This is a genomic window from Halobacillus seohaensis (assembly GCF_042663045.1).
Lineage (GTDB): Bacteria > Bacillota > Bacilli > Bacillales > Halobacillaceae > Halobacillus_A > Halobacillus_A seohaensis.
Genome location: NZ_JBHSZV010000013.1, coordinates 191,359 through 206,440 on the forward strand (window position 1 = coordinate 191,359; position 15,082 = coordinate 206,440).

Here is a 15,082-nt window from a genome sequence, read left to right on the forward strand (position 1 = left end):
CCGTTCCTCCTATTTACAAGATTACAAGATTTCATAAGTAATCGTTCTTTTTTAGTCACCTTTTGGTTATCAATCAAAGAAATACTTGAGCAGGTTGGAAAAACCTGATTCTTTTTTCTCCTTAGGTTTATTCGACTGTTCTTTTGTTTGTTTAGTGACCCGCTTCTGCTTTGGCAGAGTGGAATCTTCATATTGAGTCGATACTGATGGGAATATTTCTTTTCCTTGTATTTTCGCATTACGATAAGCAAATTGCAATATTCCTACACCACTTGTATATTGCGGTTCGCGGACACCAAGGTAATCAGGAATCGCAAGTCGAACATTCGAGTGGAAGACATCTTGTGCTAATTCGAGCACCCCGGGCATATTCATAGTACCTCCAGTCAAAACAAATCCTCCTGGCAGGTCTTTTACTCCCATTTTCTGTAACTCTTTTGCAGCAAAGACAAAGATTTCTTCAAGTCTTGCCTCAATCATATCAGAGATTTGCAGTTGATTGAATGATTGTTGGCGATTACTTCCGATAATTGTAACGGAAAATGTTTCCTCTTCATCGGCATCATCAAAAAAACCATGACCATACTCTGTTTTAATTTTCTCAGCTTCTTCTGTAGAAGTTCTCATACCTATAGACAAATCTTTAGTAATATTGTCTCCACCATGAGGAAGCAGACTTGTGCCTTTGAGATATCCCTCTTCAAAAACTGACACGGTAGTAGAACCGCCTCCAACGTCTACTAATGCGACTCCTAAGTTGGTTTCGTCATCTGATAACGAGACTGTCCCGGCAGCTAAAGGTTGTAGACACACATCTAGTACTTCTAATCCAGCTCTTTCAACACATTTAAGCGTGTTATGTAAAACGGTTCGAGCGCAAGTGATGATCATACCTTCCATTTCAAGGCGAACCCCAATCATTCCACGGGGATCGGTAATTTCATCTTGGCCATCGACAATAAATTGTTCTGGTATTACATCTACAATCTCCCGCTCCGGTGGAACAGACACAACTTGTGCAGCATCAATAACACGGGAAATATCTTCATCCCCGATCTCTCTCGAATCGCTGGACACAGCAACAACCCCATGACATGGCTGTAATTGTATATGGTTACCATTTACTCCTACTACGACTCTGTCAATCTTCATATCCACCATACGTTCGGCCTGCTCTACTGCACTTTTAATAGATTGAACCGTTTGATCAATATCTACAATAGCGCCTTTCTTCATGCCATTAGATTTAGCCGATCCTACGCCAATTATATTTAACGAGTCATTCATAATTTCACCGATAATTACTTTTATCCTACTTGTACCTATATCTAAACTTACTAAAATTTCGTTTTGATTCACCAGTGACGCACCTCCTGTAACAAGCCATATAAGTACTTAAAATCATATCGTTTTTATATAAAAAAAACAATCATTGCAATATAAACGTAAATGAATTGATATAGAGCGTAAATTTACAAATTTGTTTACTGAGAAAATCTTTCCATTATTTGATTTCCACAGCGGTTTGAGATTATCCTTCATTTTACCTCAATTTATTAACAATTAACTGCATGTCTACTATTAAACCTCTAAAACCTGATTAAAAATCAGAAGTCTAATATTAAATACAGGTTCATTGATTTGTTTTCTCTCTCTAAGGATACTCTCCTCTTAGTAGTGTATCAAAAGCAGCCAAAACAGCAATTGATTAATGAAAATCTGCTTCATGAACCTTTAAGTTTGTCATTCAAGCAATGCCTATTTCTACATCAGACAAGTCATTTGAACTAGCACACGCATTGTAACTGCAGGATTTAATTGATTGCTTACTTATAATTATTCACGAGTTTTTCATTTTTTCAATATCCAATGATTGGAAAATGAGTCCATTCATTATTATTAAAGTCTGCTTGTTTTAGCTATTGGCGATTAGACACTAAAGCTATGGGAGGCAGATATCGGTATTACTCTACAACCGAGCCAGGGTCAAAGTCTTCCTCCACTTCTACAGAATCCTCTTCGGCCTCATCTGTTGAATCAGAAAAGGACTCAAAGTAAGCCCCCACATCTATATGGATAATTCCTCTTTCGCCTTCCTCTATCTGGGAAGCGATGGATGGGTAAGCCGGGATTTTCTCTGAGAACGTTCGAATAGATGCTTGGACCTCATAGCCATCATTCATGTACAAAGTAATCAGATAAGGATTATCTTCAGTCGGTGTATAATGAACCTCGGAAATCAGACGAGCTATACTTTCCGGTACATCTTTCAACTGCTTGGACATTTCTTCTAAGTAACTAGCATTGAATTCTTTAAGCACTGGAGCATCACCATTTGGCAAATCAGTTGAAGTTTCAAGCTTTTTACCGTTCTCCAAAATGGGCTGAAATTGACCATCTGATTGTATGTACCCAATACGCTCAGCTTCATCAATTTCGATAACAATCGTACTTGGAAGATCTCTCTTAACATTTACGTCCATGACTTGAGCATGCTCCGAAACCATTGTTTCTATTTCCTCGGAGTCGACTTGCCAAATATTTGTGGTTGTTGTTATTTCTGATAATTCCTTAATCTCTTCCACATCAACAAAACGATCACCTGCTACTTGTACTTGGCTCACGTTACTTAGTGGTGATTGCAGATAAACAACGACAGCAATAAGTATAAACAGAATAGACAAATATACAACGAGTCTTCTGTTTGCTTTTTTCTTACGTATTTGTTTTAACTTTGGAATTCGATCCTCTATGGAAACAACTTTTTTTTCTTGCATCATTGACATTTCTCCTTGTTGCCATTCCCATGAATTAAAATTATAATAATATAATATTGGATCTTCAATATAACTCTATATATCAACTATTATATCACAAATTTAAGTGCATTTATCTACGAGAATCCAATTGTTTTGCAAGTTATTCCCTTTCATTCTAAATGAGGACAAATGATCCATCTTTTTTATGAATTCCCCAGTAATTATTACCACATTATAGTGATGAATACACATTTTTCAACAGAAAACTTGCATTTCCTACAAAATTTCCTAGTAACAAATTTATACATTCTGACCACAAAAAAACCGCATAAGAATTTCATGCGGCTTCACAATCTATTCATTCGAGTAGCGACTTACGCTTAAGAGTAATCCTAATGCGGCCAAAGTTAAGGTTAAGGATGACCCTCCATAGCTAATTAAAGGGAGCGTAATACCTGTCACAGGAATCAGTCCAGTAACTACACTTACATTAATCATCACTTGAATAGATATCATTCCAACTATACCTAAAGCAAGCAAGCTCCCAAATAAATCTGATGCATGCAAGCTCGTACGAATACCACGCCATAATAAAATAAAAAATAGTATTAGAACGAAGGCCCCTCCTAGAAACCCAAGTTCTTCCGCTAAAACGGAGTAAATAAAATCGGTTTGAGGTTCTGGTAAGTAAAAAAACTTTTGCATACTTTTACCTAACCCAAGACCGAGCAATCCTCCAGGTCCAATAGCATAAAGCGATTGTATAATTTGAAATCCACTGCCTAATGGATCTTCCCAAGGATGCAAGAAAGCTGTAATCCTTTTGATCCTGTATGGTGCAGACGCGATCAAGCCAGCCATGCCTGCTAATCCCCCTGCCACAATCAACATAAAATGAGCAATCCTTGCACCAGCAACAAACATCATGACGAGACACGTTCCTACCATTACAACCCCTGTACCTAAGTCTGGTTGAATCATAATTAAAGCAAAAGGTACGAGGATTATAGCTAAGGCGGGCAAAAATCCTTCTTGGAATGAAACAATTTTCTTCTGTCTTTCTGAAAGGAATTTCGCTAAGTATATAATCAAGCCAAGCTTCATGAACTCAGACGGCTGGATGCTAAACATGCCAATCCCAATCCAGCTACGGGCTCCTCCTCTTACCATTCCTACACCAGGGATCAGTACAAGAATTAAGAAGACTAGACAAACGATGACAATTAAATTCGCATGTTTATGCCAAACATAGTAAGGAATTCTTGAGAGAATTACCATAGCAATTAATCCTAAGACAGCAAAAAGTATTTGCCTTTTTGCATAGAACCAGGCGTCATCAAACTTGTACTCAGACCATATACTTGATGAACTATAAACCATCACGATTCCAATTGCCAGAAGTCCAAGAATCGTTACACTTAACCATATATCTGGTTTCTGTTCATTAGATTGCATAAAAAAGCCCTACCTCCCATATAAATTGGAAACCAGGGCTGACTGCTTGTACTTTAGCCCTTGTTACAGCTTATGCACAGCATCTTTATACATATGACCTCTTTCTTCAAAAGTACGGTACTGATCCCAACTTGCACAAGCTGGCGAAAGAAGGATCACGTCCTCTTCTGCCGAGACATTGTAGGCTTCTAAAACTGCATCATTCATATTCTCAACAAATAGGATAGTAGCGATTCCTGCTTCTCTACCAGCCATTGCAACCTTATTAGCTGTTTCTCCAAAAACCACGAGGGCTTTCACATTGGTTAAATGTTCTACAAGATCATCAAAATTATTTCCTCGATCCAAACCACCAGCTAAAAGGACCACAGGCTGATCAAAAGCTTTTAAAGCGTAAGAAGTAGCTAATATGTTTGTCGCTTTAGAATCATTATAAAAATAAACATTATTCTTTTTCGTAACAAATTCCAGACGATGAGGAACCCCACCAAAAGAAGATAATACTTCTTGAATGGCTTTATTCGAGACTCCGTTCAGTTTTACAGCAGCAATAGCTGCTAATATATTTGCCAAGTTATGTTCGCCCACTAATACAACTTCATCCCTCTTCATTACTCTCTCATGTTTATAATAAATATATTGATCATCAGCCCAGCTACCAGCTACTTTTCCTTTGATAGAAAAAGGGATTAAATGAGATTCAAGCGATGGTAGGTAAGATAGAATAGCTTTATCGTCGGCATTATAAACTAAGTAGTCATCATTAGTTTGGTTTTTAGCAATCTTTGCTTTTGCCCCATGATAATTCTCTATCGTGTGGTGATAATCTAAATGAGCTTCGAATAGATTTAACCAAACAGCAATATGCGGCGTGAAAGTTTTAACACCTAAAAGTTGAAAGGATGACAACTCAACTACCATTGTTTCTTCTTCAGTTGTTGTGCGAGCGACTTCGCACGCAACTTCCCCAATATTACCCGCAATAGAAACTTCCATTTGATCTGCTTCAATAAAAGCATGAATAAGAGTCGTAGTTGTAGTCTTTCCATTCGATCCGGTAACCCCTATAAGATTTCCTTGATGCAAATGGCCGGCTAACTCGACTTCTGTAACTATCGGCACTTCTCGCTTCATTGCCTCATTTACGATTGGATTTTCGTAAGGTATTCCAGGGTTTTTCACAATTAAGTCAACCCCATTCAATATAGACAAGGGATGTTCGCCGGTAATAATCTTTGCTCCTTGATTTTTCAAATGGATGACTTTATCAGCTGTCATATCTGCTTTTAGATCGTTGATCGTAACTTGGACTCCGCTATCTAATAAAAGTTGAGCAGCTGCCGTACCACTCTTAGCTAAACCAAGAACAAGAACGTGTTTATATGTGAAGGATTGTAAATTTAACTGTTTCATCCGAACATCACCTCAATATACAGCCCCAACACAGCAAATATGATCCCGACCGCCCAGAATGTTGTTACAACTCTCCATTCCGACCAACCTTTCAACTCATAATGGTGGTGTAGTGGACTCATTTTAAAGATTCGCTTTCCTGTCGTTTTAAAAGAAGCGACTTGAAGAATTACAGAGAGTGTTTCGATTACAAATACTCCTCCTATAATGATAAGCAATAATTCTAATTTTGTCAGAATGGCTACCATCGCAATTGCTCCCCCAAGAGCGAGCGATCCCGTATCGCCCATAAACACTTTCGCGGGGTGAGCATTAAATACGAGAAAGCCTAGTAGTGCTCCTACAACAGCTAGGGTGAATACAGCTACTTCCACATTGCCTTCACTCATCCAGGCAAGAATTCCAAATGCACCAAATGCTATCGCTGCCGTTCCTGCTAACAATCCATCCAAACCATCTGTTAGGTTAACCGCATTAGATCCACCGACTAACATAACAAGTATAAGGATTGCGTATCCCCATCCAAGTTCAATTTCTAAAGTTGTGCCAGGGATTTCAACATACGTAGAAAATCCGTTTTGCTGTAATATGAAATAAACGACGACTGCAATTACGATTTGACCTATCATTTTTTGCTTAGACGTAAGGCCTAAATTTCTTTTCAAAGCTACTTTGATGTAGTCATCTAGAAACCCTAGCAATCCGTAACCCAAAAGAACAAATAATACGATGAATATATGTACTTGATTAGCCTCTGGAATAAACCAAACCGAGGCTAAAATTGTAGTCAAAGCAATTGAAATTAAAATCATAACTCCACCCATAGTGGGTGTTCCAGATTTTTTCTGGTGTGATTTTGGTCCTTCCTCGCGAATATTTTGCCCGAATTTTAATCGTTTTAAAAAAGGGATAATGATTGGCGATATTACGACGGTGAGTGTGAAAGATAGCGCCATTGTTAGTAATAATATATAGTCGTTCAATGTAATTCCTCCTTAAGTGTGCTCGTCATCGCCTGATCATTAATCCGTTAGATCGTTCAAAAGTGCTTCAAGCTTCATCCCTCTAGAAGCTTTGATTAAAACGACCGTATTTGATGTTAATTTATCTTGCAGATGATTACTTAATGTTTCTTTATTTTGAAAGTGAATACATTCTATTTCCGGGTGTACTGTTTGTAAAGCTTCTGTTATTTGATGAGCATGTTCACCAATGGTGTAAACTGCAGCTACTTCATTTGATATTACTGTGGCTACATTTCTATGTAGCTCATCTGCAAACTTTCCTAGTTCAAACATATCACCTAACACAAGAATTTTATGATTTTTAGATTTTAATTGATGCATACTCTCAATGGTAGCTTTCATGGAAGTAGGTGAAGCATTATAGGCATCATTAATGATTAATGAATTATTTTTCCCAATATGCTTCTCATAGCGCATACCTGACATTTCTAGGTGGTTGAATCCTGACTGTATATCTTCAGGAGTTAAATTCAATGCATTCGCTAATGCTATAATAAAGGATGCATTTTTAACATTATGCTTCCCAGAGATGGGTAATGTGTACCTTTCACCTTTCACAGTAAAATGACTCTTTTCCTCTTCACATTCTATATCACTAATAACTATCGTTGATGTGGTGTTAAAACCGCATGAAATAGCCTGATACGTATTATGATATGGTTGCAACAAGTTCTCATCACCATCAAAAATAAACGTACCTTCGCGCCAACCGTCCAGTATTTCAAGTTTTGCTTTAGCAATGCCCTCACGTGATCCTAAATATTCAATGTGGGACTCGCCAATATTTGTGATTACTACATGCTCTGGTTTTGCTAATTTTGACAGAAGGGAAATTTCACCAGCCTCACTCATGCCCATTTCAAGAACAGCTACCTCTGTATCCAAGGGCATAGATAAAATAGTTAAAGGTAAGCCGATATGATTGTTAAAATTACCTGCAGTTTTATGTGTGCGATATTTCACTTGTAAAACTGAAGCAGCTAAATCCTTTGTTGTTGTTTTTCCATTCGAACCAGTGATTCCGATAACTATAGGGTTAACTTTGTTCAAATAAAACGAGGATGTCTCCTGCAAAGCTTGGAGAGTATCCTCGACAAAAAATACAGGAAACTCTGTAGGAATTTCCCAAGGTAATTCGTGATCTTCCTGCCACAGTGCTGCAACTGCTCCATTTTTAATAGCATCTGCTAGAAAATTATGGCCATCAAAGTTTTCCCCAACGATTGGAATAAATAAACTTTGCTTCATGACTTTACGACTATCCGTCATTGCTGATCGAATTGAAATCAAATCTTTAGCCGCACCCCTAGATTTAGGAAATAATGGTGTTAAGTCTTGAACAGTGAACATTACAATTGACTCCCCTTAACTTTCAGTAATATATCTCTAGCTACTTCGCGGTCATCAAATTCATATCGAACTCCATTGATTTCTTGATAGATTTCATGACCTTTTCCTGCGATTAAAACCATATCATTCTCTGTTGATTGACAGATAGCTTTATCGATCGCCAGTCTACGATCCTCTTCTATAAAGAAGTTACCATTAAGCTGTGAGGTCATATCTTCTAAGATAACCTTAGGATCTTCTGTCCTTGGATTATCTGATGTGAAAATTGCTTGATCTGCGTATTTAATAGCAACCTCTGCCATTAGTGGTCGTTTCGTTCGGTCACGGTCTCCACCACATCCTACTACGACCCGAATATTCCCTTTACAAAATTCGCTTATTGTTTTTAATACATTTTCTAAAGAATCAGGTGTATGAGCATAATCAACAACAACACCAAATGACTGGCCCTCTAACACGGGCTCAAACCGGCCTCTTACCCCTTTAGTTTGTTTAAAAGATTGTTGGATAACAGATAGGTCAATGCCGGAAACGATGGCTGCACCAGCTGACGCCAGCATATTGTAAATGCTAAACATCCCCATAAGCGGGCTCTCAATCGTTACATCACCTTTTGGAGTGCTCATAATAAATGAGCTGCCTTTCTCATGAAGTGAAATATCTTTCGCCATAATATCCGACAACTTTTGAACTCCATATGTTAAGGTAGGCATCGCTGTTGACCGAATAAGTTTAGAAGCTACAGGTGAGTCTTGATTAATAATCGCAAACTTTTCTCGATCCATATTATACCTGTTGCCCAACTGGGAAAACAATAGGGACTTAGCACGAAGATAGTCGTCCATACTCTCATGATAATCGAGATGATCCTGACTTAAATTGGTGAAAATAGCTACATCAAAATCACAACCATATACACGCCCCTGATCAAGGGCGTGGGAGGAAACTTCCATTATAGCAGTATTCACGCCACACCCTACCATCTGATGAAAGCTTTTTTGCAATGACAAAGAATCGGGTGTAGTGTTTTTTACGGGGTAGGTTTTCCCAGCTATATTCATCTGAATGGTACCAATAGTAGCCGTTGTATGACTCTCTAAAGTAAAAATCTCGTCGAGTAAATAAGTTATTGTTGTTTTTCCATTGGTACCCGTCACGCCTATAGTATGAAGTTCTTCTGATGGATAATCATAAAAAGTCGATGAAATCATAGCTAATGCTTTCATCGTGTCGTTAACAATCACAACAGGAAAATCTATATCTAATTCTCTCTCAGCAATGATTATACTTGCACCTTGGTCAATTGCGGAATGAACAAAATCGTGTCCATCAGATTCATTTCCTACAATGCACACAAAAACTTCACCTAACATCACAAATCTTGAATCCATTGAAACACCGCTGACTGTTAAATGATCTATTATTTGATTTGTTTTGTAATAAGGTAATAATTCGAGTAATTTAGTTATTTTCATCCATACCATCCTAACTGTCCATATTCTTTATTATTATAGCAAAAATTAATTCAACTGTATGGTTTTTAACCCTATTTAGAAAACTCAATCATCATTAAAATACAGACGTATTGTTGAGCCACTTGGCACCTTCACACCTGCTTTAGGAGCTTGTGCAATAACGTTATTTCCTTCACCACTCGTTTCCACATGCAAGGTGGTTAATATTTCATTGATGTCCTTTTTATTCATTCCCATTACATCCGGCACTTCAACAAGGGGTTCTTCAGGCCATGCATACTCTTTGTCCAATCCTTCTTCCGTAGGTTCAACTCCTAAAGCTCGTAAGCTATCTTCCATAATCGAGCCGACAATTGGAGCGGCTACAACTCCTCCAAATTGGATGGTATCTTTAGGATTATCAATCGCTAAATATACAACTAGCTCGGGATCATCTGCTGGAGCGAAACCCATAAAGGAAACGACATGATTATTACTCATATATTGTCCATCTTCCCCCACTTTTTGAGCTGTCCCCGTTTTCCCTCCCACTCGATATCCATGTACGTATGCACTCCGACCCGTACCCTTGGCTACAACGCTTTCTAAAGATTCACGAACTTTCTTAGACGTTTCTTCAGAAATAACTCGTTTAATCAAGTTCGGCTCATTTTTCTGAAGTACTTCACCATTAATCGGATCCAACCAAGCTTCCTGGACATAGGGTTCGTAATATTCTCCGCCATTTACCGCCGCAGCTACAGCCATTACTTGCTGAATAGGTGTTACCGATACCCCCTGTCCAAAAGCAGTAGTTGCTTGTTCGACCGGACCTACTTGTTCTGGTTTAAATAATATCCCACTACCTTCACCCTCTAAATCAATTCCAGTTTTTTCTCCAAAGCCAAATCGTTCAATATACGCTAATAATTTATCTTTTCCAAGACGCTCTCCTAATTGAACAAATCCGGGGTTACACGAGTTTTGTACGACTTCTAAAAAAGTTTGTTCGCCATGTCCCCCACTTTTCCAACAATGCAAGGTAGCCCCTCCAACTTTTACTGATCCAGAATCATGAAAATGATCCTCCTCTAGATCAACTAAACCTTCTTCTAAGGCTGCGGCTAATGTAATAATTTTAAATGTTGAACCTGGTTCATATGTGCTCCATACAGGAAGGTTTCTATTATAAATTGAAGAATCCACTTCTTGATAATTTGCCGGATTAAAATTCGGCCTAGAGGCCATCGCCTTTACTTGTCCAGTATTCGGATCTACCGCTATAGCCACTGCTCCATCGGGTTTATACTTGGCTACCGCCATATCTAACTCTCGTTCCACGATGGATTGAACTTTATAGTCAATTGTGAGTTGTAAATCATTACCGTCAACCGGGGATGTATATGTATCTGCAATATTTGGCATACGCCTTCCTTTTGCATCCGAAAAAAATGAAAGCGCGCCATCTTCCCCTTTTAATTCATCATCATAATAGGATTCTAAACCTAATAATCCTTGATTATCAATCCCGCTAAAACCGAGAACATGTGAAAGAAAAGCTCCATTTGGATAGTACCTTTCTGAATCCTCCGCCACATATACGCCTGGGATATCTAACATCTGAATCGCGTCAGCTTGTGCTTCTGTTATCTTCCTGCCCTCTGGATGCATTTTCTCTATAGATACTTGCTTCGTAAGATGTGAATGTGCTTTTTCTACACTCATTTGAAGTATTTCCGCAAGTTGTTCAGCTGCTTTTTCGGCATCTTTTATTTGTCTAGGTACAACCATAACTGTAGGGGCAGATTGATTACCAACTAAAACTTCACCATTAGTATCCATAATTTTTCCACGCTCGGGCTCAAAGATAATATCTCTTCCCCATGACTCTTCTGCTTGTTCTACTAAAAAATCACTTAACACAAACTGCACATATCCTAAACGCCCAACGATCACCGTAAAGATAATTAAACTCATAAAAAAAACAGCGACTAAACGTTTCCTGACGATTACCTGTGATACTCTTCTCATATCCATAACTCCTTTAAAGTCGATAGAGTAAGCTTGTATCACTATATGCAATCCGAAAACGAATAGAACACTGTGAATGATGATCTACTCTGGCGGTGAAAGCTCTACCACCAAATAGCCTCCTGGTTTTAATTTGGTACCTTGAACTATGTTCTGGTTTATAACATAACCGTCACCCATCGTTTCTACTTCCAAGCTAAAGTGTTCGGCAAGTTTTTGTACGTCTCTTAAAGACCAGCCCGTTATATTTGGCATGGTTGGTTCATCTGTAATGAGAATTACTCTCTGATCACTAAACACTTCTGTTCCTGAACCAGGAAGTGTTGTAGCGACTTTACCTCCTTCACCAACCACCGATACTTGTTTAAAGTCTTTTTTTAGTTTCTTTTCAACTTCCTCAGTACTTTGTCCCTCATAATCTTCTAAGCTCAATTTCTCAACCTTATAGTCATTATTTTGGTCTGGATTAACGTCTAGATAATGAAGGCTATTTTCCATTACTGATTTTAAGATATATGAAACAGGATCTGATCCTACTTCCGTCACATCTAAATCAGGTTGTTTAACAGCAACATACATTAGAAGTTCCGGATCATCTACGGGGGCCATACCTAAAAAGGAATAAATATGATTTCCTTTTCCAGATAAGTACCCCCCACCTTCCTTAGGTATTTGAGCTGTACCTGTTTTTCCACCTAAAGAATAGTCACTTAATTCAAATGGAGCTCCTGTACCATGCTCCCCTGATACAACACGCCCGAGTAATTCCCTCATTTGAGTGGCTGTATCAGCTGAAATAGGTTCACTAATCACTTCAGGTTCTTTCTCTTTTATGATTTCTCCATTTTCGCTTGAGGTAACTTTTGAAAGCGTATAAGGTTTCATCATCTTGCCATCATTCGCAATGGCTGTGGCAGCTGTCATAAGCTGTAACGGGGTCGTCGTTGACCCTTGACCAAAAGTAGCAGTAACCTTCTCTATCGGATAGTTATACAAAATACTGCCTTCACCTTCACCCGGTAAATCGATCCCAGATTTCTGATCTAGATGAAAATCCGATAAATATTGCCTGAATTTCTCTGGACCCAGTATATCATATCCGATTTTCGATGCTGCTACGTTAGAGGAGCGCTCAAATCCTTCATTGAAGGTAATTTCTCCCCAACCTTTCCGGTTATGATCTCGAATCGTGGTACCAGATACTTCATAAGAACCTGATTTAAACTTATTTTCTCCATTGTAAACTCCCTCTTCAATAGCGGAAGCCCAAGTAAACATCTTCATTGTAGAACCAGGTTCAAATGAATCAGCTATTATATCATTATACCAGTTATCAACCTCTCCTAAATTATTAGGATTATAACTCGGTCGATTTCCAAGAGCAACTACTTCTCCTGTTTTGGGATTCATAACTGCTGCCATGATTTTTTCGGGATTGTACTCTTCATCAACAGTTGCCATTGCATCTTCTAAAAACGTTTGAATCTTTTGATCAATAGATAGGTGTACATTTTCACCATTTTCTGGTTCGGTTAAAACTTCATTTGGATTTAATAGTTTCGATCCATATTTATCACGCTCATAAGAAATTTTGCCTTTTTCTTCACGTAAATATTCTTCCATTTGCTTTTCGATACCAGCTACACCCGTAATGTGTCCGTCTTCTGTCCTTGCAAATCCGATAATGTGAGAGGCAAATGTCCCATTAGGATAGTAGCGCTTCGACTGTTCTTCAAAATTGATGCCACTTAGTTCTAGTTCCTTAATCTCTTCCATCTTTTCTTTAGATAAATTTCGCCCATTACTTCCAAACTCGACTTGAAATTGATCTTCTTCTTGAGCATCCGTCATTTGATCAGTTAATTCTGATTCATTCATATTTAGTAAAGGTGCTAATACAGACGCCGTTTCTTCAGGATTCGTCACGTGTAGTGGATTTTCTTCGGATTGTGAATACTCAGGATCTACCACCGCATAAATCTTATATGTAGGTCGGTCGTAGGCTAGGAGCATTCCGTTCTTATCATAAATATTCCCTCGGTCTGCATCAAGAGAATAAGAACTTGTTCTAGCTTCTTCTGCCCATTTATTCAAATTAACACCTTCAATTTCGGCTGTTGACTGAATATATAAAAATCGACCAGTGATAATGAGAAAGAATATCGAGAAAAGCAAGATTAATATCGCGGCACCTTTATGCGTATTTGAGCTTTTCATAAAGATAGTTCACCTAGTTTCTATTAGTTTCCAACTAAGCCAGCTTGTTTAACCTCGGCATTCTGCATCTCTAAGCCATTTTCTTTTGCGATTTGCAGAATTCGATCAGGATTGCTTAATTCCTTAGCTTCATAGGCGAGGTTATCGTTCTGTGATTCCTGCTGACTAATTTGTTGTTCCATTTTTTGAATATCACGATTTAGCGTATCAGTTGATGAAGTAAATTGAACCATGAAAACAGAAGCTAGGATTACAACACCTGTGGCCAATGAGTATAATGCTTTTTCTCCCGTGCTAATCCATTGCTTCTTCTGTACTTTAACTTGAACTTGTTTTTTCGGCTGATGTTCAATTGGTTGTTGAATACTTCTAGCTCTCTCAATACTCACGTTTGTTTCCACCCTTCTTCAAATGTAAATGTGTTAGACCATGGTTTCACCTTTTCAACAACTCTTAACTTAGCTGATCTAGAGCGACGATTATCTTCTAATTCGTCTTCTTCGGCTACAATTGGCTTTCTTTTAACCATTTTGAATGGCGGCTGTTTGTCTTCAGGAATCACAGGAATATTCTTTGGAAGAGGAGGGTTCGTACTCCATTTTTTAAATGCTTGTTTACACAAGCGGTCTTCTAATGAATGAAACGTAATCACCGCGATCCTTCCATTCTCCGATACGACTCTTGCCGCTTGATGAAGAGTATCCTGGAAAGCTCCAAGTTCATCATTTACCGCAATACGGATGGCTTGAAAGATTCTTTTCGCTGGGTGTCCTCCTTTTCGTCGAGCCGGAGCCGGAATTGCATCCTTTATTAGTTCAACTAGTTGTCCAGTTGTTTCGATGTCCTTTTCCACCCTGGCTGATTCAATTTTTCTTGCAATTTGCTTGGAAAACTTCTCCTCACCGTATTTAAAGAATATTCTTACAAGCTTTTCATAAGGCCATTCGTTTACAACATGCCAAGCAGATTGTTCCATCGTCTGATCCATTCTCATGTCTAAGGGGGCATCATTGTGGTAACTAAATCCTCGTTCTGCTACATCTAGTTGAGGACTAGATACACCTAAGTCATATAAAATACCATCTATTTGATGAACACCTAGTTCTTCTAGCTTTTCTTCAAGCTGTCTAAAGTTAGCATGAACAAATGATACCTTGTCTAAGTAAGGAGTTAATCGCTCCTGAGCTGCCTTTAAAGCTTCAATATCCTGATCAAATGCAATAAGATGCCCCTTATTAAGTCTTGAAGCAATCTCTTCAGAGTGACCTCCGCCACCCAACGTGCAATCAACATATGTGCCCTCAGGTTTAATATCTAGCTGCTTAATGGTTTCTGATTTTAGAACACTATAATGTTCAAACATAATTTCACCCGTTTC

The 15,082-nt window shown here is 38.4% G+C and carries 11 protein-coding genes; all 11 read right to left on the reverse strand.

What is annotated here, in order from left to right; translation table 11 throughout:
- Window positions 1–69: 69 nt before the first annotated feature.
- Complete coding sequence (gene ftsA / locus ACFQIC_RS05425) at window positions 70–1,359, reverse strand: cell division protein FtsA (protein ID WP_204707900.1); 1,290 nt, start codon at window positions 1,357–1,359, stop codon at window positions 70–72.
- A 605-nt stretch (window positions 1,360–1,964) separates the two neighbouring features.
- Window positions 1,965–2,780 carry a cell division protein FtsQ/DivIB gene (locus ACFQIC_RS05430; RefSeq protein ID WP_390216975.1) on the reverse strand — a complete coding sequence of 272 codons (816 nt, stop codon included), beginning with the start codon at window positions 2,778–2,780 and terminating at the stop codon, window positions 1,965–1,967.
- A 333-nt stretch (window positions 2,781–3,113) separates the two neighbouring features.
- On the reverse strand, window positions 3,114–4,214 hold the full coding sequence (gene spoVE / locus ACFQIC_RS05435; RefSeq protein WP_204707901.1) for a stage V sporulation protein E: 1,101 nt from the start codon (window positions 4,212–4,214) through the stop codon (window positions 3,114–3,116).
- A 63-nt stretch (window positions 4,215–4,277) separates the two neighbouring features.
- Window positions 4,278–5,627, reverse strand: coding sequence for a UDP-N-acetylmuramoyl-L-alanine--D-glutamate ligase (gene murD / locus ACFQIC_RS05440; protein ID WP_204707902.1), 1,350 nt, complete (start codon window positions 5,625–5,627; stop codon window positions 4,278–4,280).
- Window positions 5,624–6,583, reverse strand: a complete 960-nt coding sequence (mraY, locus tag ACFQIC_RS05445; protein ID WP_390216992.1) for a phospho-N-acetylmuramoyl-pentapeptide-transferase — start codon at window positions 6,581–6,583, stop codon at window positions 5,624–5,626. Before mraY ends, murD begins: the two co-directional genes overlap by 4 nt.
- Window positions 6,584–6,649: 66 nt before the next feature.
- Window positions 6,650–8,002 (reverse strand): UDP-N-acetylmuramoyl-tripeptide--D-alanyl-D-alanine ligase, encoded by a 1,353-nt coding sequence (locus ACFQIC_RS05450; protein ID WP_204707904.1) that lies wholly within the window; start codon window positions 8,000–8,002, stop codon window positions 6,650–6,652.
- Window positions 8,002–9,477, reverse strand: coding sequence for a UDP-N-acetylmuramoyl-L-alanyl-D-glutamate--2,6-diaminopimelate ligase (locus tag ACFQIC_RS05455; RefSeq protein WP_204707905.1), 1,476 nt, complete (start codon window positions 9,475–9,477; stop codon window positions 8,002–8,004). Before ACFQIC_RS05455 ends, ACFQIC_RS05450 begins: the two co-directional genes overlap by 1 nt.
- Before the next feature lie 84 nt (window positions 9,478–9,561).
- Window positions 9,562–11,487 (reverse strand): stage V sporulation protein D, encoded by a 1,926-nt coding sequence (locus ACFQIC_RS05460; protein ID WP_204707906.1) that lies wholly within the window; start codon window positions 11,485–11,487, stop codon window positions 9,562–9,564.
- 84 nt (window positions 11,488–11,571) lie between these two features.
- The gene (locus ACFQIC_RS05465) at window positions 11,572–13,704 is read right to left on the reverse strand and encodes a penicillin-binding transpeptidase domain-containing protein (protein ID WP_204707907.1); all 2,133 of its coding nucleotides are present in this window, start codon (window positions 13,702–13,704) and stop codon (window positions 11,572–11,574) included.
- Between the two features lie 23 nt (window positions 13,705–13,727).
- A complete protein-coding gene (gene ftsL, locus ACFQIC_RS05470) occupies window positions 13,728–14,093 on the reverse strand; it encodes a cell division protein FtsL (protein WP_204707908.1) in 366 nt (121 codons plus the stop codon).
- A complete protein-coding gene (gene rsmH, locus ACFQIC_RS05475; protein WP_204707909.1) occupies window positions 14,090–15,067 on the reverse strand; it encodes a 16S rRNA (cytosine(1402)-N(4))-methyltransferase RsmH in 978 nt (325 codons plus the stop codon). The genes ftsL and rsmH overlap by 4 nt, the downstream gene beginning before the upstream one ends.
- Window positions 15,068–15,082 lie beyond the last annotated feature (15 nt).